The sequence below is a fragment of the Brevibacterium sp. H602 genome, assembly GCF_051172395.1.
In the GTDB taxonomy this organism is placed as follows: Bacteria; Actinomycetota; Actinomycetes; order Actinomycetales; family Brevibacteriaceae; genus Brevibacterium.
The window spans coordinates 1-22322 of sequence record NZ_JBPIZD010000034.1 but is presented as its reverse complement, the minus strand read 5'-3'; the positions used below and the strand labels follow the sequence as shown (position 1 = coordinate 22322).

The following is a 22322-nucleotide window of genomic DNA, read 5'->3' as shown; positions in this document are numbered from 1 at the left end:
GTTTTCGCGCTTCCTGAAGAGCGGCTGAGCCAACTCGGCCCGTCGACGACGGAGCGCGATCAGAAACGTCACCTACAAATGAAGGTCATCATGTCCTACGACGCGAATGCAGCATACAACTCCGGCGCACCCGGTCAAGGAGCGCCAGGAGCCGGAGTGCCAGCCGGCCAGGGCTTCGGTGGAGCACCTCGCGGTGCCACCAGCCCCGATGACCTCACGCTCCCGCTCTACGGCGCGACTTTCGGCCAAGCCGTCAAGCGCTTCTTCAAGAACTACGTCAACTTCAAGGGACGCGCCTCGCGCAGCGAATTCTGGTTTGCCTATCTGTTCATCTTCCTGCTGGGAATCATTCCCGGAATCCTCTACAGCATCGGGATGATAGGAATGCTGTCATCGCTTGCGACGGCAGATCCATACGGGATGTCCGCTCCGGCAGCGCCGTCCGGAGGATCGATCGCGATGTTGGGCATCGGCGGTGTCCTCATGGGCATCATCGCTCTTGCCGTTCTTCTGCCGCAGATCGCCGTCGCTTGGCGGCGGCTCCACGATGCGAACTTCAGCGGCCTGCTCTACCTGCTTTCGCTGACCGGAATCGGCGGCATCGTGGTTCTCGTCCTGTGTGCCATGCCTTCCAAGCCCGAGGGTCAGCGCTTCGACGCCTGACCCCTCGGCCGGTGACTCCCTGATGGTCGGCCATCATTTTCATCTGCATCGACACCGATGAGATGATCTGCTGGCCGACCATTCTTGTACGCAATCACTACCAATGAGAGTCACCATGTCCTACGACGCGAACGCAGCATATAACTCCGACCCCGACGTGCCTGGCACAGGAACGCCGGACCAGGGAATGTCCGGCCAGGGATGGCCTGGTGGGCAGGGTTACGACGGGTTCGGCCATGGCGGATCACCCCGCGGTGCCACCAGCGCCGACGACCTTTCGCTTCCACTCTATGGCGCGACCTTCGGCCAAGCGATCAAACGCTTCTTCAGGAACTACGTGAAGTTCTCCGGGCGAGCGTCTCGCAGCGAATTCTGGTTCGCCTATCTGTTCTTGATTCTCGCGCCAATCATTCCCATGATTCTGGGATTTGCCGGGTCGGCGATTGCCGGAATCTCGACGTCGGGGGACTCCTACAACTCAACGCCTCCGGGCGGCGCGACGGCACTCATGGCCATCGCCGGAATCCTGTTGGCGGTCGTCTTCTTGGCCACGATCATTCCGTTTATCTCCGTCGGCTGGCGGCGCCTGCACGACGCTAATTTCCCGGGTCCGATGTTCTTCCTCTGGCTCATTCCGGGAGTAGGGCCGATCATCGTGCTCATCCTGATGGTCATGGAACCGAAGCCCGTAGGGCAGCGCTTCGACCGCTGAGTTCGGCGCAGGCATCACGCCCTGCTGCTGATACGTCCTACCGCTGCGTGGGCATCACGCCCCGTCAGTGTCATCTCGCACCGTTGCAAGTGTGCAAGGTGCCACCGGCGGGGCGTTGCGCTGCTAAGGGGGTGTATTGCGAGGCCCGGTGCGAGGTGCGGTGCGCGGTGTGCGGTGGGAGTTGAGTCCGGCGGTGCCCGATGCGCGATCTGGTTCTTCGCCGAGGCAGCCTGACGTCGGCGCTGATCGCGAACCTTCCAGCGCTCCCCGCGCCGAGGCGGGTCGACCGATCAGCGACTGCGGAGGGTTCTGACGAATGATGTGATCATCGCGGCGAAGACGATTGCCCAAACTGCGAGTGCGACCCAGAACCAGTGCTGCCCGATCCACTCGATCGCGGGCACATGATCCGAACGGCCCAGGTAGATGCTCGCCACCGAGTGCATGCCCACGGGGAACACCATGCTCCACAGCCCGGCCGCGTACGTCATCGGCTCCCGGTGGACGGCATGCTTCCAGATGCCTGCGGCGACGAGCGCCGGGATGAGCCACGTGGCGACAGCCCACAGCAGCGCCGAGGAAGCGCCGATCAGCACGCGTGTCGCCTCGAGCAGGGGAGCCTCGCCGAGATCGAGAATCCGCGAACCCGCAACGATCGTGATCGCCAGCGCGCCCATCGTCACCCAGTACGGAGCATCGAGATCCTTGGGCCCGAACCGATGCCGGAGAATGCGAACTCCGATGGCAATCACGCACACAACGTAGAGCGCCAGGCCCACGGCCCACATCACCACCGCCGTGAGCGCGAGGAAGGCGGCCAGACCGGGATCGGCGTACGGAGTGTTCGAAAGCTCGATCCCCAAACTTGACGCCGCCACGGCCACGGATTGGGCAGCGACGGCCCACACGAGCCATGTGCCGTTCACGCCGGCAGACACCGGCCGTGTGCTTGAGCCGAGGATGGCGGTGAAGGGGATCCCGTACCCGAGCACCAACCACAGCAGGGCGCCGAGACCGAAGAGGACGAGGGCAAGCGGGATCATGCCGAATCCGACGAGTCCCGTCGCCAGGACATTCGTCCCGGCCACAGCGGTGAAGAAGCCGAACGCCCGGGTCGGATCATGCAGGTCGTCGCGAACGGCGTCGCGATATCGGACGAGCCGCACCGCGGTGAGCACGATGAAGAACACGTAGAGTGCGACGGCAAGCCAGAACAGAGCGACGGACAGCAGATGCAGCCCCTTGAGCTCGGCACCGATCGACACGATCCCGGTCGCCATCACCGAGGCGAAGCACCCAGGAGCCAGTGTCGAAGGGCTCAGGCCCCACCTTCTGTGCAGTCCGGTGAGGCAGCGATCGGCCGTGCTCATCCGCTCCTCATTCTCGTCGTCGTGTGTCGAGAGACATCGACGTCTTCGATATTACGACTACACTCCCTGCATCCGCGCTCCGGATACACTCCCGGAGGCTTCGGCCGGCCGACCTAGAGAGCCGACCGAGAGGCCGCCCTCGAAAGGTCGGCCGAAAGGCCTCGGTCAGCCCGCCCGAATGGCCACCCGACGGCCCCTTCCCAGAAAACTGATGTGCAATTCGTGACATCTGGGTGGTCCCAACTCCCTCGCACATCAGATCCATGAGAGAATTCACTGGTGTTACCAATAAGTAACTTCACGTGGAGTCACCCGCTCCATACACCCGTGCGCAGGTAGTGGCGTATTCTGCAGTCACCTGCGCGATGCAGAAATATCCGGCGTGCACCGGATCGAAGCGGGCACAGACGATTGGGAGCCATGGCTATGGAGAGCACAACGGACACTCTCGCCGAGGACGCCGACATCGACGCGCCAGCGGTCTCGCTGCGCGGTTGGTCCCTGTCCGGAAAACAGGGCGATGTGTTCACCGATATCGACCTCGAGGTGCCGACCGGCGCCATCGCCGTCGTCCGCGGGCCCGCCGGCAGCGGGAAGACCTCCTTCCTGCTGTCCTTGGCTGCGAGGATGCGGGTCTCGGACGGGGAGGGCCGCCTCGGCGATATCGATATCCGCAAGCAGGCCCGCACCGTGCGCGGGCAGGTTGCGGTCGGACATATCGCCGGGCTGACGGACCTTGAGGACGACTTCACGGTCGCGCAGCACGTCGCCGAACGACAGATCATGCTGCAGCCCTGGTATAAGCCGTGGGCGTCGAAATCGACATTGCGCGAGGTCATCGGCCTCATCCGGGACACTTTCACCACGGCGGGTGAGATGATCGACGAACTCCCGCCGGGGACGTTCTCGAAGCAGGACGCCCAGCGCGCGGACTTCCTCATCGACGATGACGGAGAGGTATTCGTCTCCGAGCTGAGTGAGCTGCAGAAATTCTTCCTCGAGTTCGGGTTGGCGAGCCTCAGCCGCCCACCCGTCGTCGTCATCGACAACATCGACTACCTGCGCGAATCCGCCGATCGAGCCCGTGCTTGGGCCGGGATCCTCATCTATCAGCAGCTGCGCAGATCACGGGATCCCGAGGACGCGCTCACGGTCATCGTCTCCTGCGAGGACTCGAGCGAACTCGACATCGCCACCAGGTCGCTCGGCTCCCGCGCGGAGCCGTCGATTGTCGAACTCGAACTGCCGCCCCACCCTCCCGCCCATCGCGGGTCCAAACACTGATCTTCCTGCCCCACGTACACGAATCCGAGGAGATTCCCGAATGTTCTCCCTGCCCTGGTTAGAACTCTCACGATTCAAACGCCACACGATCACGCGCTTGGCGATGATCGTCATCATCGTCATCCCGTCGATCTACGGCGGGCTGTACCTGGCCTCGAACTGGAACCCGACCGAGCACCTCGACAAGCTGCAGGCGGCAATCGTCAACGAGGATACCGGCGCGGAGAAGCCCGATTCGGACGGAGAGAAGCTCAACGCCGGTCAGGAACTCGTCGACGAGATCACGCCGAAGGGCGAAGGCGGATTCGACTGGCAGGAGACCAGCCAGGAGGAGGCTGACAAGGGGCTTGCCGAGGGGAAGTACTTCGCGATCCTCGAAGTCCCCTCGGACTTCTCGGAAATGCTCGTGTCGACAGGCGGTGACGATCCGGAGCAGGCAGGGCTACGGCTGCGCACCGACGATGCCCACAACTTCATCGTCGGACAGTTGGCCGGGACCATCCTCTCCGAGATCAAGGGCGGGCTGAGCGAGACGACAACCGCCGAGTACGTCAACCAGGTGTATCTCGGATTCAACGACATCCACTCTGAGACGGAGAAGGCCGCGGACGGTGCGTCCGAACTGCACGACGGAGCAGGTCAGCTCCACGACGGCACCGGAGAGCTCGTCGACGGGACGACGAAGCTCGACAAGGGCATCGGAACGCTGCAGACCGGTCTCATCGACCTCGACAAAGGTGCTGGTGAGCTGAAGAAGGGCAGCGGCGACCTCGCTGACGGAGCCTCTGAGCTGAAGAAGGGCACAGCTGAGGCGGAGAACGGCTCGAAGAAACTCGCCGACGGCGCAGGGCAGGTCGCCGACGGCACCTCCGAACTGCGCGATACCGCAGACGAGGCCACAAAGAAGGCCGAGGACGTCAAACGCAAGGCCGACGACGTCGTCGACGGAGCGCGACCGAAGCTCGAGCGCGCCGAAGGGGACTTCGACGATGCCCGCACCACCGTGCGCGGGGACATGGACGACCGGATCAAGCAGCTGCAGAAGGACTATCCGGACGACCCGAACGTCAAGAAACTCGCCGAGGATGCCAACGGCCTCGGTGAGGACCTCGATTCAGCGCACAAGCGCGCCTCCGACGCCAAAGACGAGGCCAAGAGCCTCGAGGACAAACTGACCGACGCGGTCGACGGAGTGATGGACAAGATCCGCACGGCCGATAAGAAGATCGGCCAGCTCGACGACGGCGCTCAGAAGGTCGCGACCGGTGCTGATGACCTCCACTCCGGGCTGATCAAACTCGATGCCGGTGCAGGAAAGCTTGCCAAGGGTGCCGGTGACCTCCACGACGGAGCCGTCCAGCTCAAGGACGGCACGGCGAAGGCCAAGGACGGAGCCGGTGATCTCAAGGACGGATCGGCTCAGCTCGTCGACGGGTCGAAGGAACTCGACAAGGGCGCTGGCAAACTCGACGACGGTTCCGGAGAACTCGCCGACGGTCTGGAGAAGGGACTCGAGCAGATCCCGACCTACGACAAGAAGGATCGGGAGAATCGTTCGGATGTCGTAGCTGTTCCCGTTGACGCGGACAAGGTCAAGGACAACGCCGTCGACGCCTATGGCGAGGGACTGTCCGCGTTCTTCGTCTCCTTGGCCCTGTGGATCGGCGGAATGATCACCTACATGGTGATCAACGCTATCCCGTACCGGGCGTTGTTCTCATCGGCCAGCTCGTCGCGGATCGCCTGGGCCGGCTACGTTCCGGGGCTGCTCTTCGGCATCGCCCAGGTCGCAGTCCTCTATGCGATCCTCACCTTCGCCTTGGACTTCTCGGCCGGATCGTGGTTGTGGACGCTGCTGTTCTCGATGCTCGTGGCGGCCTGTTTCCACTCCGTGCACCAGTTGTGTGTCGCGGCCTTGGGCGGTGTCGGCAGGCTGATTGCCCTGGTTCTGCTGATGCTGCAGATCGCATCGGCAGGCGGAACCTATCCGGTGGAGACGGCGCCGAAGATCTTCCAGATCATCTCGCCGTTCCTGCCGATGACGCACGCGGTCAGCGGTCTGCGCACACTGGTTGCCGGCGGTGACATGTTCATCGCCGCGCAGGCAGCCGTGGTCTTGCTGCTGATGACCGCGATCTGTCTGGTCGCCACGATCGTGGTCTGCAGCCGCAAGCGCATGGTCACGCTCACTCAGCTCCACCCAAGCCTGCAGCTGTAGGTCCCCGGGCGACGAGTTCGGGCTTCCGGCGAGCGGTCCGAGTCGGTCATCCACGGAGGTGCGACTGCGGCGTCCAGGTGCGACTGCGACGTCCGAAAACTGCCGGATCGGCGCAGGAGAGTTCGGCAGACTCGACTTCAGTCAGGGATTCGTCTGATTGAAGGAGAGCTGATGTTCCGCGCGCTGCGCCCACGCCGTCCGAGTCCGTTCGTCCGGCTGGCTGCAGGCCGCACAGACACTTCCGTTCCTGCTGCTATCGATTCCGGCGGGAATCGCGGCAGATCGGCTCTCTCGACGGAGCCTTCTGCTCGGATCGGAGGCATTGAGGTCGCTGGCCCTGATCGCGACTGTCCTCCTCCTCGGTGCGGGCGTGCTCGATCTGCCTCTGCTCGGGGCACTGGGATTCATCGGAGCCGTCGGGACCGTATGCTTCACCGTGACGGCGCCGGCAATCATTCCCTCGATCGTCACCCGCGACGAGCTCGGCAATGCCAACCGCTGGATCGAACTGGGCCGGTCTGCGGCATTCGTCGCCGGTCCCGCACTGGGTGGTGCCCTGGTCAGCTGGACCGGTGCATCGGTCGCGTTCGTCGCAGCGACCTCGCTGTCGCTGCTGGCCATCGGGCTGTTGGTGCGTCTTCCGGCGTCGACTCCCCATCGGCCCCGGGAGGGTGGGAACCTGTTTCACGATCTCGTTGAGGGCGGCCGATTCGTCTTCTCCAATCGGTGGCTGCGCCCGGTCTTCGTCACGGCCTTGCTGTTCAACATCGGCTGGTTCGCACTGCAGGGAGTCTTCGTCGCCTATGGTGTCAGCGAGCTCGGAATGTCGGGCTCGCAGGTAGGGATGACGCTGGCTGCCTACGGAGTCGGAATGATCGCCGGTGCCACAGTGAACCCCTGGTTGGCTGCGCGTCTGCCGTTCGGCCTGATGGTCGTGGCCGGTCCGGTGTGCGGCACCGTCGCCGCAATTCTCATGTTCTCCACGGTGTGGCTGGGATCAGGAATGGCCGTCGCGGTGAGCTATTTCCTCTTCGGGTTCGGACCGATCATGTGGACGATCAGCACGACGACGCTGCGGCAGGCGGTGACCCCGGACTGGCTGCTGGGGCGAGTGTCGGCTCTGATCACAACGGCGACCCACGGCGCGCGTCCGGTCGGGGCGGCGCTTGGAGCATTCCTCGTCGAGGTAGCGCAGGTACCGCTGCGGGTCGTGGAGGAAGCGGCGCCAGTGATCGACCATGGTGAGGTCCTCCCACCGGGATTCGCGCAAGCCCCAGTCGCCGGCCTCGACGATCTTCGCTTCTGTGGCTCGGGCGAGGATGGGCGAGTGGGTGGCCATGACTGTCTGCAGGCCCTTCCGCTGGCGTTCGCGGATGAGCTGAAGGAGAGTCAGCGAGGCCGTGAAAGACAGGGCGCTCTCGGGCTCGTCGGGGATCCATAGCCCGAAGTCCATGAAGCGGCTCGTGAGCATGTCGACGAACATCTCGCCGTGCGATCTCTGCGCATAGTGAAGACCACGCGCCGAACCGACGCTCATGAGATAGGCCATGTTCTCGTGCATCGTTTCAGCGCGGAGGAAGAATCCGCTGCGATTCGTCGTCGCTCCGCGCACGATCTGCAGGTGTTCGCTCAGCTCGGGAGGAGCCTCGACGTGATCGCGCACTTCCCAACCGGAACCGCCGCCGTGTGGGAGGTCGAGAGCCGTGGCGATGGCCTCGATGATGGTCGACTTGCCCGAGCCGTTCTCGCCGACGAAGACGGTCGTGCGATCGAATTCGAAGCCGGACAGAACGTCGCGAACGGCCGGCAGATCGTGCAGCCAGGGACTCAGCTCCGGAGGGGACAGAGAATGCTCGGCCACCGAACGCAGCGGCAGGTCGATGCGGGGATCCATGTCTGGGACGGTACCGATGGGCACTGACATCGGCGACGACGTCGGTCGCCTCGGCGCAGCCTCTTATCCGAGTGCCAGCCGCACGGCCAGCACCACGAGCACGACGGCGATGATGACGTCGAGGACCTGCCAGACCCGCGGCCGGCCCAGGTAGCGGGAGAGCCCGCGGGCGCCGTAGCCGATGACGAGGAACCAGCTGATCGAGCCGAGCATCGCCCCGAACGTGAACGGCCATACCCCGTCCGGACCCTGCTGATTCGCGAGGTTGCCGAGCATGACGACGGTGTCGATGTAGACGCCGGGATTGAGGAACGTCAGCGCCAGAGTGGTGACGATCATGGACTTGAGGGTCCGCTGGTGTGTGTCCGCCTTCAGCCCGGTGGCTTCGCGCGCCGATTTCAGGCTCGTCCACGCGAACCACAGCAGGTAGGCCACACCCAGCCAGCGCAGGACTTCGAGCGCCCACGGCGCCAACAGCACGATTGCCCCGATACCCACCGTGCCCGCTGCGATGAGCAGCACGTCGGCGACGATGCAGATGGTGACGACGACGCCGAGGTGCTCGCGACGGATCCCCTGCCGCAGCAGGAGTGCGTTCTGCGGGCCGACGGCGATGATGAGGGACCAGCCGGTGAGAAGTCCGGTGACGAGATGAGTGAGCACGGACTCAACAGTAGAGACCGACTGATCAGAAGAAAAACAACAGAATACGCATCTGATGCACAATTGCTTCATGAACATCGATCACGTCAAGGCGCTCGCCGCCGCTGTTGACGAAGGCACCGTCGAAGGGGCGGCCTTCGTACTCGGCATCACCGCCTCGGCGGCGAGTCAGCGCATCCGCACGCTCGAGTCCCGCCTCGGGCAGGTGCTCATCCGACGAACGAACCCGATCACCGTCACCGAGGCGGGACAGGCGATCCTTCGCTACGCCCGGCAGGTCGAGCTGCTCGAGTCCGAAGCGCTCGACCGGCTGCACGGCATCGACGCCAACTCCCTCGGGGCGGGCGGATCCGGTGACCGGGGTCGTGAGCCTACGGTGCTCCGGGTGGGGGTGAATGCCGATTCGATGGCGACGTGGTTCCGCCCGATCTTCGCCGAGGCGGCCGGCTGGGACGATGTCGTCGTCCGCATCGAGATGGTCGATCAGGACAAGGCGCTGCCGCTCTTGGCCTCGGGAGAAGTGCTCGGCACGATCACCTCGACCGCGACCGGCGGATACGGGACAACGGTCGCCGAGCTCGGGGCGATGCGCTACACCGCCGTGGCCGAACGCTTCCTGTTCGATCGGCATTCCACCGGCACCGAGGCGGATCTGACCAGACTGCCGATGGTGAATTTCGGACAGGACGACGATCTGCAGTTCGAGTTCCTCAGGCGCTGCGGAGTTGAGGGCCGGCCCCCGATGTCGGTCGTGCCGGGCTCAGCGGAGTTCGCGGCCGCCGTGGAGGCAGGCCTCGGGTGGGGGATGGTGCCGGTTATGCAGCTCGACGGTCTCGAAGCCGACCTCGTCGAGATCGGCGCGGAGCCGTATATCGACGTGCCGCTGTACTGGCACCACTGGACTCTGGCCTCGGACAAGCTCTCCCGACTGACCGACGCACTGCGTCGCGCGGCCGCCGTCATGCGGTGATTCGGGGGCGGAGCTGAACTGCCCTCTGTTGATCCGCTCAGGAGCTGAGGAGCTTGCTGATCGTCCACTTGACCTGCTCATGTGCGGCGTCGACGGTCATGGTCTCGGGAGAGATGATCGAGTGCAGGGCGATGCCGTCGACGGTGGTGAAGAGTGCTGTGGCGGTCGGCGCCACCTCAGTCGGGTCGAGATGCCCCTCCTCTGCGAGCAGAATCAGCCAGCGATGCAGGCTGTCATAGGTGACACGGTGACCGTGTTCGAGGAGGCGCCGGGACACTGCCCGCTTCTCCGCTCCAAGGGCATGCAGGTGCATGGAGAACCAGGTTTCGAGCTGCACATCCCGATGCTCATGGGTCGGCAGGAACTGAGCGCAGCACTCATAGAGGCGGTCGGCCGGGTCGCGGTTCGCATCAGCGATGGAGAAGTCCTTGACGACGATGTCGATGGAGCGCCGAGCGACTGCTTCGTGGAGGTCTGCCTGGGTAGGGAAGTAATGGCGCAGCGTCGATGGTCCGACCCCTGCTTCCTTGGCCACGGCGCGCACACTGAGGTTCGCATGCCCCGGCTGCGACCACTCAGCCAGGCGGATGGCTGCGGCGACGATCTCGTCTCGCTTCGACAACCGTGACTCCTCGCTTCATTGACAACGATGCTTCAACTCAGTGTATAGTACGTTGTACTAGTACGGTGTGCCAAAGCGTTGAAACGGCGCGGCAGGAACAGTGTGCTGACCCGACCAGAGGACCCGAACGGAAGAAGAGAGAGCCCTCATGATCGACAGTCTGCAGGAATTCGCCGGAAACATCCCCGACTGGCTGCAGTGGGCGGGCATTCTGCTCGTCTCGGCCATCCCCTTCGTCGAGTCGTATTTCGGCGCTGTCATCGGCGTCGCGATCGGACTCCACCCCGTGGTCGCCATCCTCATGGCCATCATCGGCAACGTCATCTCGATGCTCGCCTTCGTCTACGGCGCCGGTGCGATCCGCGACAAAGCCACGAAGAACAAACAGACCGAGGAGAAGCCGAAACGGCAGCGGCTCAAGCGCATGTTCGACAAATTCGGCGTGCCGGGAGTCTCACTGCTCGGCCAGACACTCCTGCCCTCGCAGATCACCTCGTCCGCGATGGTCGGCTTCGGTGCAAACCGCAATGTTGTGGCTTTCTGGCAGGTCATCTCGATCATCCTCTGGGGCGTCCTCTTCGGAGTGCTCGCCACCCTGGGCATCGAGCTCGCGCTGCGCTGAGGAAGGGGCGCTCGGTCGGGCCGTGTCACACCCTCCACCTAGACTGGTCCCATGACGGAATCCACCCCGACATCCCCGCCTATTGCAGGCTCGCCCAGCGCCCCTGCCGATTTCGCGATCGAGGCGCAGCGGATTCTGGCCGAGCTTACCGCGAACCCGAACGCGCAGTTCCGCGATGGCCAGCTCGAGTCCATCCGCGACCTCGTGCAGGCGAAGAAACGCGTCCTCGTCGTCCAGCGCACCGGTTGGGGCAAGTCCGCGGTGTACTTCGTGGCCACTCGGATGCTCCGGGCCTCGGGCACCGGGCCGAGCCTTATCATCTCCCCGCTGCTGGCACTCATGCGCGACCAGATCGCCGCCGCCGAACGCGCCGGAGTCCGCGCGGCCAGCCTCAACTCCTCGAACGTCACCGAATGGGATTCCGTGCTCGAGGACCTCAAAGCGGGCAGCCTCGACGTCCTCCTCGTCTCCCCTGAGAGGCTGAACAACCCACAGTTCCGCGACGAAGTGCTGCCCCAGCTGCTGGCCTTCCTCGGACTCATCGTCGTCGACGAAGCCCACTGCATCTCCGACTGGGGGCACGACTTCCGCCCCGATTACCGCCGCATCGGCCACATCCTGTCCGAACTGCCCCAGAACACCCCGGTCCTCGCGACGACCGCGACCGCAAACTCCCGCGTCGTCACCGACGTCGCCGAGCAGCTCGGCGACGACACCACCGTCGTCCGCGGTGAACTCGCCCGAGATTCCCTGCGCCTCGGCGTCCTCCCAGGGCTCGACGCCAGCTCCCGCATCGCCTGGCTGGCCTCCCATCTCAACGACCTCACCGGGTCCGGAATCGTCTACACGCTCACCGTCTCCGCTGCCGAGGACATCACCCGAATGCTGCGCGAACAAGGCCACCAGGTCCGCGCCTATACGGGCCGGACCGATGCGGAAGAACGCGCGGAACTCGAGCAGCAGCTCAAGGACAATCGGATCAAGGCGCTGGTGGCCACCTCGGCGCTGGGCATGGGATTCGACAAACCGGACCTCGGATTCGTCATCCACATCGGCGCGCCCTCCTCAGCCGTGGCTTACTACCAGCAGGTCGGCCGAGCCGGCCGCGCCACAGACTCCGCCGATGTCCTGCTGTTGCCCGGCGCAGAAGACGAACAGATCTGGGAGTACTTCGCGACCGCATCGATGCCGAACCAGGACGATGCGAACGCCGTGCTCGCAGCCCTCGCCGAGGCGGACGGCCCCCTCTCCGTGGCCCGCTTGGAGACCTTGGTCGGAACCAAACGCTCCCGACTCAACTTGCTGCTCAAGACCCTCGAAGTCGAAGACGCGGTGTCGAAGGTCAAGGGCGGGTACGTCTCAACCGGGCTGGGGTGGACCTACGACCGGGAACGGTACGAAAAGGTCGCGGCCGTACGCGCCGAAGAGGCCCAGGCCATGCTCGATTATGAGGCGACAGAGCAGTGCCGGATGGAGTTCCTCATCCGTCAGCTCGACGATCCCGACCCGCAGCCGTGTGGGCGCTGCGACAACTGTGCGGCAGTGTGGTTCTCTGCCGAGATCTCCGACGAACAGCGCCAAGCGGCGGCCGGCAACCTGCACAAGATCGGCCTGCCGATCGAGCCGCGCAGCACCTGGCCCAGCGGATTGGCCAATATCGGTGTCCCTCTCAAGGGTCGGATCCCGGCTGAAGAGCTCGCCGAGGAGGGACGTGCCATCGCCCGCCTCTCCGACCTCGGACAGGGGCAGAGTCTGCGCTCGTTTCTCGCCCCTGATGCTCCCGATGTAGAGGTGCCCGGTCAGATCGGCAAGTGGTGTCTTGAAGTCCTGGCACAGTGGAATTGGAGAACACGGCCCGAGGTGGTCGTGTCGATCCCGAGCAATCGCCGTCCTGTGACGGTGCGGTCTCTGGCCGCGAATCTCGCCGCGGCCGGCCGTCTTGTCGATGGGGGTGAGTTGCTGCAGGTCGGCGACCACGGCACCCCTGATGTCAACAGTGCCTTCCGCGTCAAGGACCTCTATGAGGCCTTCGTTGTTCCTCCGGAGATCGAGGAGGCAGTGGCCGGGAAGTCAGTGCTGCTGGTCGACGACGAGGTCGTCTCGCGGTGGACGATGACGGTCTGCGCACGATTGCTGCGCAAGGCGGGAGCCACCTCGGTGCTGCCGTTTGCCCTTGCACTCCGGGCCTGAGGTCAATTCGACGAGCCGTCCCGGAGCTGACCCCAGCCGAATTCGGTCTCCGATATTTCATCTCGAAGATCTTCGAAGAATCGATCTCGCGCCTCATCCATGCTTTCGTGCATATAGGAATCTGAAACGATGACGCTGAGAGTCTCTCCGCATGCCTGAATAGACGCAACGAATCGATCGAGCCTAGACCCCTCAGATTCGATAGTAAGTTGTTCGAATTCGGCATCAGTAAGCAGCTTCTGAATCGCTGGAATTACTATGTATTCGATCCTGCCGTTCAGTTCCGTGCTGATGTCCAAATGGATCCGCTCTCTTTGACTTCCAGTCGTGCGACACTCTCGGCCGTCGGCTCGTTGGTTTCGAGCTTAAACGTCGGCTAATGAAGATGCCATAAATACAGAGACTGTCGCGATGTTCATTCTGAGACTATTCAGCGACCGCATGATTTCAAAGCTCACCATCAAGCGTGCTGGATGACTTGCAGCGGTACCTCTAACTCCTCTGCAGGTCTCTGACCAGGCGCGGAGTTGACCGGCGTCCGACCTTCACTGTCCACTTCGACCACGGGTAGGAGAGCCGGACATGGAAATAGTTGATGTATTCGGCGACCGCAAACAGCCAGATGACGATGATGAGAACCGCGCTGAGCGAAACGCCGGGCCAAGCGACGACGATGCCGATGAGTGAGGCGAGAAGCACCAGCGGGTTGATGACTCGCAGAAACCGATAGATTCGAGCCACCGGTCTTGGAATCGGGGCCGGCAGATGATGCCGAGCGATCAGCCAGTAGATTCCGGCCTGGACGAGGATGAAGAGCAGCGGGGACAGTGCTGCCCATAGCGCTGCTTCGGTTCGATCGGCCGTGACGAAAGCGAGCCGTGTCGGAATGACAGCGAAGACCGCTGCGGCGACGATCTCCCCTAGCCCCAGGCTGAGGAATCGCCGCCGCAGCGGTGCAAAACGGTCGGTGTCAGTCACAGCCGGATCAGCGACTGCCGAAGGGGCAGTCGACCAGAACAGTGCCGGGCCGCCTCGGCGAGGCTGACGGTCACAGATTCTGCTGCAGCTGGAACGTCGCCCCTTCGGGATCGGTGACCGTGACTATGCGTCCGTACGGGGAGTCGTCCGGACCGGCGAGCACCTTGCCGCCGAGCTCTGTCACCTTCGCTGCCGAGGCATCGGCGTCTTCGACATTGATGTAGGTGCGCCAGTAGGAGTTCTGTGCCCACTCGCTGGCATCGCAGATTCCGGCCACAGCCTCATCGCCGTCGCCGTGTGTCGAGTACGGGAAACCTTCCATCGGGGTGATGTCGAATGAGAAGACGTTGCCGTAGAACTCATTCGCAGCCTGGTAGTTCGTCGTCATGAGCTCGAACCACACAGGGGTTCCCGGGGTGAGCGGAGTGTCGAAGCCGGAGAACTCACCGGGCTGCCACATGCCGATGGGCGATCCCGTCGGATCGACGACGACGGCCATCTGGCCGAGTGGGCCGACGGGCATGGGGCCGACAACATCGGTGGCCCCGGCAGCCAGTGCGGCTTGGTGGACTCCGGCGATGTCCCCAGTGTGCAGGTAGGTCGACCAGGCCGTGGGCATCTCCAGGCTCGGGGTGCCGTCCATGTTCATGGCTCGCATCGCGCCGCCGACGTTGCCTCCGTCCTTCGTGATCATGTTGTAGTGGCCGAAGTCCTCACCCATGTCGGTGAATTCCCAGCCGAAGAGCTGATTGTAGAAGTTCTGGGCCGCCTCGAAGTCCTGGCAGACATAGTCGATCCAGATCGGCTGGCCTTCGCGGGGGTTGACAGGCATTGCGTCTCCTCTTGAGGTGGGGTGGAGGTGAGTTGCAGTTGTCGTTGCCGACCGCAGAGTGACGACCCTACTGCCAGGCGCGCGTGAAATCCGCGAAGCAGTCGGTCAGCGCCGCCTGCAGAAGCGGACCGAAGGTCACGCGCCCGACCCCGAGCTCAGTGAGCTGAGCGAGGTCGAGTTCTTCGGGCACCGCGCCCTTGATCGGATGCGCGGTGACATTGAGCGGCAGAGTGATCTGCTCGAGGATCGACTTGAGCGTGCCCACATCGGGGAGTCGGACGGGGTAGACGGAGTCCGCGCCGGCTTCGGTGCACAGACGGAGACGTCGGACCACCTCGGCGGTGGGGTCTTCGAATTCGCCGGGATATTTGAACACATCGGTGCGGGCGTTGATGACGACGTGGACCCGCTGCGCTTCGGCGGCTTGGCGCAGGCTCCAGATGTATTCGGCGTGCTCCTCGGGACTGCGCATGCTGCCCCGACTGTGGACGGTGTCCTCGATATTCACGCCCACGGCCCCGGCTTCGAGGAGGCCGGCGATGAGTTCGGGGGCGGGGGTGTCGTATCCGGATTCGAGATCCGCGGTGACGGGAACATCCACCGCCGAGGTGATCCGGGAGATCCCCTCGAGCGCTTGCTCGAGCGTCATGTTCTCACCATCGGCATGGCCGAGCGAATCGGCGAGCGGGTGCGACCCGATACTCAGAGCGTTGAAACCGACATCGACCATCGCACGAGCCGACCAGGCATCCCAGACGGTCGGCAGCACGAGGGGTTCGTCCTGGTGATGTCCCTGCAAGAGGGTGAAAGCGCGTTCGGCAAGAACCGTGTAATCGACCATGGTCAATACCATTCCACTGTTGTGCCTCGACACGCCAGGGTTCGGATGGGTTCACCAGAAGGTTTCAGGCAAGCGCAGTGATAGCGTGAACAACATCCGATGTCGCCGTACGGAGGAGCAGAGGTGGCCGGTTCGGGCACCATCCGCGTTTCGCCCAAACCCGAGCGGGTGTGGGCACTGCTCGCCGTGCTTGCCGGCATAGCCACGATTCTCATCGAGATACCCGCGGCTTTGCTGTCCGAGGGCGGCTACTCGTTCGCGCAGCAGCCCATCAGTCATCTGGGGATGACCGGGTGCGGGGATTGGGGAGACGTCGGAACCCCGATCGAGGTCTGCTCACCGGCCCATCCCTTCGTCAACGGCGTCTCCATCATCTCCGGATCGATGCTCGCGATCATCGCCTTCATCTGGCACGACTGGATCGCCCCGGGCCACTGGGGAAGGTGCGGGTCATTCCTGCTGGCCGCCGGAGGAATGCTGCTGGCAGGAACCGGAATGGTCCCGGCCGATATCGACCCGACCCTGCACGCAGTCTTCGGATTCGGCGGATCTGCGATCCAGAACCTCGGCCTGATAGCGGCCGGCATCGCCTTGATCCGATGGCCCGAGAAACGCTGGATCGGTCCCGTCGAATTCGGTGGACTCACGCTCGGGCTGGGCGTATTCGGGCTCGCCGGAGCACTTCTCTTGGCTGCTCCCGAGAATTGGAATCTGCCCGACGGCATCGTCGAGAGAGCGGCGTCCTACCCCTTCCTCATCTGGTTCATCCTCGCCGGATGGATGCAGCTGCGCGACGCCTCCAGGCGAAAACGCGAACTCGCCTCCGGGCGTTGAAGCTCTACAGCCTCGGAGTCCGCGGAGGCACCTGCCGGCGGGAATCGGTTGCTTCGAACGCCGCAGCGATCTCGATGAGCGCGGAGTCGTCCCAGCCGCGTCCGGCAATCGTCAGGCCCACTGGAATTTCGGTATCGGACATGGTCCCCATCGGCACCGTCACCGAAGGAATCCCCAGGTGCCGGGGCGCGAGGTTGCCGTTGGCCACCCAGGTGCCGTTGCGCCAACCGAGATCGGCAGACGCTTCGTTGACGTCCATATCGGCCGGCCCCACATCGGCCATCGCCGGGAAGATCACCGCATCGAGGCCTTGCTCGTCCATCCACTCCTCGAGGTCGACTCGGCGGGTCTCCTCGAGCCCACGCACACCGGATTCGAGCTCCGGGATCTCCGTGACCGAGGCGTAGCGATTCGTGCGCACCTGCTCGGGGTAGGTCGCGATGTCATCGTCGAACCCGACGTAGCGATCCGGCAGCGCACCGGGCGGGTGGGGGAAGATCAAGGATCCGTCCACCTCGGCGAGGGTGTTGAGATTGGGGTCGCCGTTCGCGGCGAGGAAATCATCCCATCCCCACGACGAGAGGTCATTGATCTCCCGATCGAGGTAGGAGGCGGTGACGAACCCCCGCGTTGCGATCGTCGGCGCACCGGGACGGTCGCTCTCGTAGTTGCTCACGACCGGGAAGTCGGTCTCGACCACCTCTGCGCCTGCGGATTCGAGATCGGCTCGCGCCGACTGCCAGGTCCGCATCACCGAGGCGCGGGTCTCTACGCGTTGTCCGGTGGGCCCTCCGATACCGCCGTCCGGGTTCGTCCCGGCTTCGTCATCGGCGTTGATGTACATCCGCGGGACCCCAAGACGCTTGCCGGCCAACACCGACCCAGCCGCCGCGACCGATTCCGGAAGCAGTGCGGCATAGGAGTCAGGGCGAACCGCGCTCGCCTTCGGGATGTCCACCCAGGGTTGGACGCGCCAGAAGTCCCCGCGAGTCTGTTCGTCATCGGCGACGATGACGTCGAGAACCTCCGCGAGGTCGGCCATCGTTCGCGTGTGGGGGACGACGACGTCCATGGTCGGCACGAGCGGCCAGTTTCCGCGCACGCTGATGACCCCGCGCGAGGGTGTGTAGGCGACGAGCGCATTGTGCGAGGCCGGGGCGCGGCCGGATGACCAGGTCTCCTCGCCGAGGCCGAAGGCTGCGAAGCTCGCCGTCGTGGCCGTGCCCGAACCGTTCGAGGAACCGGAGGCGAAGGCGCTGGTCAGCCAGTCGGCGTTGTAGGGGCTTTCGGCGCGACCGTAGAGTCCGCGCTGCATGCCGCCGTTGGCCATCGGCGGCATGTTCGTCAGCCCCAAGCAGATGGCGCCGCCGGCGCGCAGACGTTCGATCGTGAACGCATCCTTCTGTGCGATGAGGTCGGCGAAGGCCGGTGATCCGGAGGCCACGGTGAGGCCGGCGACCATATAACTGTCTTTCGCGGTGTACGGAATCCCGTCGAGGGGGCCGAACGTCTTGCCGGCTGCGCGCCGTTCGTCGGAGGCGGCCGCCTCGGCGAGTGCCTGCGGGTTCGCAACGATCACGGAATTGAGTTTCGTGTCGGTGTCGGGACCGTCGAACGCGGCGATCCGGTCCTGATAGGCCTCGACGAGCTCCACCGAGGTGGTGCGGCCGTCCTCGAGGGCGGCTCGCAGATCGGCGATGGACGCTTCGACGACATCGAACTTCGACATGATCTTCCTCCGGGCACTCGACGGTGCGTGCGCGATGTGGGTGTGTTCCTGCCCAGAGTAGCGCCGATTCGCCGAGGATGGGCTGCGGATTTCGTTGTCTGCGGAGTGCTGAGTGCGGTATTCGCGGTCTGTACGATCGGGGCATGACGGTCAACGCGATCATTCTCACCGGCGGCCGTTCGCGACGCTTCGACGGCGTTCACAAACCCGGCGTCGAGGTCGACGGACGTTCGACGATCTCTCGGATCCTGCAGAGCATCCGCGGTGCGGCAGCCGACGCCGAGGTGTGGGTGGCCGGACCCGCAGACGGACTCTCGGAAACGGAGCAGAAAAGCGTCCGCATCGTGAGGGAGGAACCCGAGTTCTCGGGACCGTTGGCTGGGATCGCGGCCGCAGTCGCGGCGATGCCGGCGGAGGCGGCCCTCCCGGCCGAGACGGCCGATGTCACCCTTGTCCTGGCGGGGGACATGCCGCTGATCACGGCGGGCCACCTCGGTGAGCTCATCTCCACGTGCCGGGCCACCGGACGTCCGGCCACGGGCACCGACGATCGCGGGAAGACGCAGTTCCTCTGCGCGGCCTGGCCGCCTCGGCTGCTGCGTGCCCGTCTGACTGAGATCGGCGACCCCACAGATGGAGCAGTGAAACTGCTGTTCAACGGTCTCGATCCGGCGGTGGTCGCCGTGGACCCGGACGAGGTGAGTGATTTCGACACTGCAGCCGAGCTCGAAGCGATTCGAGCCCGGCTCAGCCCTGACGGGCCTTGAAGCGAGGATTCTTCTTGTTGATGACATAGACGCGACCGCGCCGGCGGACCACCTGCGAACCGGGCAATGACTTCAGCGAACGCAGCGAACGACGAACCTTCATGAGTGCGACTCCTTAATGAGAATGGGTATCATTAGAGTCAATACTATGTTTTCGAACGAAGGGAAGCGAATGCAGGGATCAGACGAGCGCGGCCGGAGTCCCATCGTCGACGGAATCGAAGCGATCGCCGTCGTCGGACTCTGCGCCGCCGAACGCAGGCGCTATGCGATGGGTCTGGCCAGGGATCGCGGCCATGTTTTCGTGCCGGCGGAGCAGACGGAGCAGGGCATCGAGGCGATCGACCGCCTCGTCGAACTGGTCGGCATGACCTCCGGGGTGCACGGGTTCGTCCTCGAATATGGGGAAGACACGGACTGTGCGGAGATCATCGGGGCCCTGAGCGCCCCCGACACGCGAGCCGTGCTCACCGACCTCGTCTGCGTGCTCGATCTTGCCTGCCTGCACAGCGATCTCGATTCGGACGTGCGCGCAGGAACTCTGGTTGCGCAGATCGAATTCGCCTCGACCCTGGCCCTGCTCGCGCCCGATGCTGCCGACTCGGCCGGGACCGAGGCGGCCATCGGGCTGATCGCGCACCTGGCGCCCGAGGCCGAGCGCTTTCTCCTGCGTGACGGCGCGGTGCATGAGCCGGTGTGCTGGCAGTTCGGGCACCGCCCTCCACCTGCGGGGTGGACGGCGATACTCAACTCGGAGTTTCGGCCTCCGGCCCGGTCGGGAGGTGTCCGGGCCTGCCGCTTCGAGCAGGCGCGACCCTTTCACCTGCGGCGACTGCGGGCAGTGCTGAGTGCGGCTCTCGGCGAAGGGTGCTGGGGGCGCATCGTCCGTTCAGCCGGTTTCGCGAAGCTGGCTTCCCGACCCTATGTGACCGCGCATTGGGATCAGACGGGCGCGCTGCTGACGTTCTCACCGCTGACTGCTGATCCGTTGCCCGGTGCTGAGCTGTTGGCGCTCGGTCAGGATCTCGCATTCATCGGCTTCGACCTCGACGAGGCGGGGCTGTGCGAAGCGCTCGACCGCGCCGTCCTCACCGATGCCGAGTTTCTGGCGGGTCCGATGTCCTGGTTGGAGTATCACGACGAGTTCCCCGCGTGGGACTCCGCGCACCGCGGATGATGCCAACGCTCTGAGGCTGACGCCGAGGCGGTGTTCCGGATGCGCCGGGGCGAGCTCCGGCTGACGCCGAGGCGGTGTTCCGGATGCGCTCAGCCGGCCGCCCGGCATTCGCCGCACAGGCCGAAGATCTCGAAGACGTGGTGGGTGATCTCGAAGCCGTTCGACGTCGCAATCTGACGCATCCAGTCCTCGCTCGGCGGGTCGATCTCGACGGCGGTGCCGCAGCGCTCGCAGACGAGATGGTGATGGTGCTCGGTCTGTGCGCAGGCGCGGAAGAGCTGGGTCTCGGCGATGGTGATGGTATCGGCATCGCCGCCGCGTGCGAGCGCATTGAGCTGCCGGTAGACGGTGGCGAGGCCGACGCTGGCTCCTTCGTCTTCGAGGCGGCGGTGGAGCTGTTTGGCGGAGACGAAGCGGGTCTCCGTCTCCAAAGCAGAGCGGATGAGCGCCTTCTGTGCGGTGCTGCGCGTCTTCTTCTGCGGAGCTGCCATGAGGAAGTCCTCCCTTATCGTCTCTGTCGAACTCATCGTCGACGCCACAGGGGCATATGCATGAGCGTGCATATGCGAGAGAAATAATGAAACACGTTACCATTAACGGGCGATTCGCCCACACCTCTACGATTGACCCTGTACCGAGGACGGGGCCCGCAGGCACAGCGGAACCCGTGCGGTCGAACCACCGAGCACGAACACCGAGCACGACCACCGAGCACGACCACCGAGGAGGCGCAATGAGCGGACCCGTCCGCAGACCTGCGATCCCGGTCATCCTGCTCACCGGCTACCTCGGTGCCGGAAAGACGAGCCTGCTCAATCACCTGCTGCGCCACCCCGACGCCCGCATCGGCGTCATCGTCAACGACTTCGGCGACCTCAATATCGACGCCGGACTCGTCGTCGGCCAGGTCGACGAACCGCTGTCGATCTCGGGCGGATGCGTGTGCTGCCTGACCGATGACTCCGAACTCGAAGACGCGCTCGTGGCGATGACGAACCCCAAGCTGCGCCTCGACGCGATCATCGTCGAAGCCAGCGGATTCGCCGAGCCCCTGACCCTGGCCCGTATGATCACGCGCATGGGCCACCACCGATTCCACCTCGGCGGGGTCATCGACGTCGTCGACGCCACCATGTACTTCGACACCGTCGATACCTCGAATCTGCCGCCCCTGCGCTTCGCCGCGACGACGTTGGTGCTGGTCAACAAGCTCGATCAGATGCCCGCCGCCGACCGTGAGACCACGGTCGAGGCCGTGCGCGCCCGCGTCCACGAACGCAATCCGCGCGTCATCGTCATCGGCACCCACCACGCCCGCCTCGACCCCACGCTGATCTTCGACCCGGGCGAAGGTGAGCAGGATCTTCGCCGAGGCGGCTCCGACGCCGGTGACGACCCGATCCAACCTGAGCTGCCGATCCGGGAACTGTTGCGTCAGGCCTACGCCGAGACCGCGGCCGACGAGATCGGCGACGACGAGGCCGACGCGGAAACCATGCCCCACCGCCATGCCCAGTCGGTGACCGTCACCGGAAGCGGCCCTGTCGATCCGGATGCGGTGATGGATTTCGTCGAAGACCTCCCGCCCGGGGTGTATCGCGTGAAGGGCACAGTGCTCGCGGCTGTAGGATCTCGCAGGCGCAGCTTCGATGTGCAGGCTGTGGGTCCGAACGTCTACGTCGCCGAGGCGGCCCGACCTGTCCCGAAGACTCCGTCATCGAGGGCAGGGAATGGTGATCGGCCGGATGTCGACAGCGTCCTCGTCGCCATCGGAGAGGACTTCGACACCGAGGCGGCCGAAGCCACTTTGACCGCCGCCCTCAATAGCGACGCCGCCGGAGGCCTGGATGTCGCGGCATCAGGCAGTGACCGTTCCGAACGCCTCCTCCATCACGTCCGCCTCCACACCTGATTACTACCTGACGGCGGCCCAGCAACCTCGCGCGAGGTTGCTGG

The 22322-nt window shown here is 64.5% G+C and carries 21 protein-coding genes and 2 pseudogenes; 12 read left to right on the top strand and 11 right to left on the bottom strand.

What is annotated here, in order from left to right:
• The first annotated feature begins 90 nt into the window (after window positions 1-90).
• Together ACSBQT_RS17055 and ACSBQT_RS17050 are read left to right on the top strand one after the other, a co-directional pair.
• Window positions 91-663, top strand: coding sequence for a DUF805 domain-containing protein (locus tag ACSBQT_RS17055; protein WP_410708942.1), 573 nt, complete (start codon window positions 91-93; stop codon window positions 661-663).
• A gap of 115 nt (window positions 664-778) precedes the next feature.
• Window positions 779-1375: a DUF805 domain-containing protein gene (locus ACSBQT_RS17050; protein ID WP_435002160.1), complete on the top strand. Its 597-nt coding sequence runs from the start codon at window positions 779-781 to the stop codon at window positions 1373-1375.
• 290 nt (window positions 1376-1665) lie between these two features.
• Here the strand turns inward: ACSBQT_RS17050 and ACSBQT_RS17045 are convergent, their stop codons facing one another.
• Window positions 1666-2745 carry a tellurite resistance/C4-dicarboxylate transporter family protein gene (locus ACSBQT_RS17045; RefSeq protein ID WP_435002159.1) on the bottom strand — a complete coding sequence of 360 codons (1080 nt, stop codon included), beginning with the start codon at window positions 2743-2745 and terminating at the stop codon, window positions 1666-1668.
• A gap of 426 nt (window positions 2746-3171) precedes the next feature.
• Here ACSBQT_RS17045 and ACSBQT_RS17040 point away from each other — a divergent pair, with 426 nt between their 5' ends.
• From ACSBQT_RS17040 to ACSBQT_RS17030, 3 genes and pseudogenes are all read left to right on the top strand, one after another.
• Complete coding sequence (locus ACSBQT_RS17040; protein WP_435002158.1) at window positions 3172-4029, top strand: ATP-binding cassette domain-containing protein; 858 nt, start codon at window positions 3172-3174, stop codon at window positions 4027-4029.
• A 40-nt stretch (window positions 4030-4069) separates the two neighbouring features.
• Window positions 4070-6247, top strand: coding sequence for a YhgE/Pip family protein (locus tag ACSBQT_RS17035; RefSeq protein WP_435002157.1), 2178 nt, complete (start codon window positions 4070-4072; stop codon window positions 6245-6247).
• A gap of 217 nt (window positions 6248-6464) precedes the next feature.
• Window positions 6465-7688 (top strand): annotated as a pseudogene (locus ACSBQT_RS17030) (MFS transporter); the annotation flags it as partial.
• A 291-nt stretch (window positions 7689-7979) separates the two neighbouring features.
• On the opposite strand, the pseudogene ACSBQT_RS17025 reads toward ACSBQT_RS17030, so the two are convergent.
• Together ACSBQT_RS17025 and ACSBQT_RS17020 are read right to left on the bottom strand one after the other, a co-directional pair.
• Window positions 7980-8141: pseudogene (locus tag ACSBQT_RS17025) on the bottom strand (AAA family ATPase); the annotation flags it as partial.
• A gap of 63 nt (window positions 8142-8204) precedes the next feature.
• Window positions 8205-8804, bottom strand: a complete 600-nt coding sequence (locus ACSBQT_RS17020) for a LysE/ArgO family amino acid transporter (protein ID WP_435002156.1) — start codon at window positions 8802-8804, stop codon at window positions 8205-8207.
• A 70-nt stretch (window positions 8805-8874) separates the two neighbouring features.
• Between ACSBQT_RS17020 and ACSBQT_RS17015 the strand changes: the two genes are divergently transcribed.
• Window positions 8875-9774 carry an ArgP/LysG family DNA-binding transcriptional regulator gene (locus tag ACSBQT_RS17015; protein WP_435002154.1) on the top strand — a complete coding sequence of 300 codons (900 nt, stop codon included), beginning with the start codon at window positions 8875-8877 and terminating at the stop codon, window positions 9772-9774.
• 37 nt (window positions 9775-9811) lie between these two features.
• On the opposite strand, the gene ACSBQT_RS17010 is transcribed toward ACSBQT_RS17015, so the two are convergent.
• A complete protein-coding gene (locus ACSBQT_RS17010; RefSeq protein WP_410708935.1) occupies window positions 9812-10396 on the bottom strand; it encodes a TetR/AcrR family transcriptional regulator in 585 nt (194 codons plus the stop codon).
• A 148-nt stretch (window positions 10397-10544) separates the two neighbouring features.
• Here ACSBQT_RS17010 and ACSBQT_RS17005 point away from each other — a divergent pair, with 148 nt between their 5' ends.
• Window positions 10545-11018 carry a hypothetical protein gene (locus tag ACSBQT_RS17005; protein ID WP_259357280.1) on the top strand — a complete coding sequence of 158 codons (474 nt, stop codon included), beginning with the start codon at window positions 10545-10547 and terminating at the stop codon, window positions 11016-11018.
• A gap of 51 nt (window positions 11019-11069) precedes the next feature.
• The gene (locus tag ACSBQT_RS17000) at window positions 11070-13208 is read left to right on the top strand and encodes a RecQ family ATP-dependent DNA helicase (RefSeq protein WP_435002153.1); all 2139 of its coding nucleotides are present in this window, start codon (window positions 11070-11072) and stop codon (window positions 13206-13208) included.
• A gap of 2 nt (window positions 13209-13210) precedes the next feature.
• Here ACSBQT_RS17000 and ACSBQT_RS16995 read toward each other — a convergent pair whose 3' ends face one another.
• The 4 genes from ACSBQT_RS16995 to ACSBQT_RS16980 all read right to left on the bottom strand — a co-directional run bounded on the left by ACSBQT_RS16995 (window position 13211) and on the right by ACSBQT_RS16980 (window position 15859).
• Window positions 13211-13507, bottom strand: coding sequence for a hypothetical protein (locus ACSBQT_RS16995; protein WP_139467910.1), 297 nt, complete (start codon window positions 13505-13507; stop codon window positions 13211-13213).
• Window positions 13508-13700: 193 nt separating this feature from the next.
• Entirely contained in the window at window positions 13701-14186 is a 486-nt protein-coding gene (locus ACSBQT_RS16990) for a hypothetical protein (protein WP_216657056.1), read from the bottom strand.
• Between the two features lie 70 nt (window positions 14187-14256).
• The gene (locus tag ACSBQT_RS16985) at window positions 14257-15018 is read right to left on the bottom strand and encodes a VOC family protein (protein ID WP_435002152.1); all 762 of its coding nucleotides are present in this window, start codon (window positions 15016-15018) and stop codon (window positions 14257-14259) included.
• Between the two features lie 67 nt (window positions 15019-15085).
• Complete coding sequence (locus ACSBQT_RS16980; protein WP_410708929.1) at window positions 15086-15859, bottom strand: isocitrate lyase/PEP mutase family protein; 774 nt, start codon at window positions 15857-15859, stop codon at window positions 15086-15088.
• A 99-nt stretch (window positions 15860-15958) separates the two neighbouring features.
• Here ACSBQT_RS16980 and ACSBQT_RS16975 point away from each other — a divergent pair, with 99 nt between their 5' ends.
• A complete protein-coding gene (locus ACSBQT_RS16975; RefSeq protein ID WP_410708928.1) occupies window positions 15959-16693 on the top strand; it encodes a DUF998 domain-containing protein in 735 nt (244 codons plus the stop codon).
• Window positions 16694-16697: 4 nt separating this feature from the next.
• On the opposite strand, the gene ACSBQT_RS16970 is transcribed toward ACSBQT_RS16975, so the two are convergent.
• A complete protein-coding gene (locus ACSBQT_RS16970; protein WP_410708927.1) occupies window positions 16698-18422 on the bottom strand; it encodes an amidase in 1725 nt (574 codons plus the stop codon).
• Window positions 18423-18565: 143 nt separating this feature from the next.
• On the opposite strand from ACSBQT_RS16970, the gene mobA reads away from it, so the two are divergent.
• Entirely contained in the window at window positions 18566-19189 is a 624-nt protein-coding gene (gene mobA / locus ACSBQT_RS16965) for a molybdenum cofactor guanylyltransferase (protein WP_410708925.1), read from the top strand.
• On the opposite strand, the gene ykgO is transcribed toward mobA, so the two are convergent.
• Window positions 19170-19292: a type B 50S ribosomal protein L36 gene (ykgO, locus tag ACSBQT_RS16960; RefSeq protein WP_139467916.1), complete on the bottom strand. Its 123-nt coding sequence runs from the start codon at window positions 19290-19292 to the stop codon at window positions 19170-19172. The genes mobA and ykgO overlap by 20 nt on opposite strands.
• A 69-nt stretch (window positions 19293-19361) precedes the next feature.
• Between ykgO and ACSBQT_RS16955 the strand changes: the two genes are divergently transcribed.
• On the top strand, window positions 19362-20366 hold the full coding sequence (locus tag ACSBQT_RS16955) for a GTP-binding protein (protein WP_435002151.1): 1005 nt from the start codon (window positions 19362-19364) through the stop codon (window positions 20364-20366).
• 89 nt (window positions 20367-20455) lie between these two features.
• Here the strand turns inward: ACSBQT_RS16955 and ACSBQT_RS16950 are convergent, their stop codons facing one another.
• On the bottom strand, window positions 20456-20893 hold the full coding sequence (locus ACSBQT_RS16950) for a Fur family transcriptional regulator (RefSeq protein WP_410708923.1): 438 nt from the start codon (window positions 20891-20893) through the stop codon (window positions 20456-20458).
• Window positions 20894-21099: 206 nt separating this feature from the next.
• Here ACSBQT_RS16950 and ACSBQT_RS16945 point away from each other — a divergent pair, with 206 nt between their 5' ends.
• Window positions 21100-22278, top strand: coding sequence for a CobW family GTP-binding protein (locus ACSBQT_RS16945; RefSeq protein ID WP_435002150.1), 1179 nt, complete (start codon window positions 21100-21102; stop codon window positions 22276-22278).
• Window positions 22279-22322 lie beyond the last annotated feature (44 nt).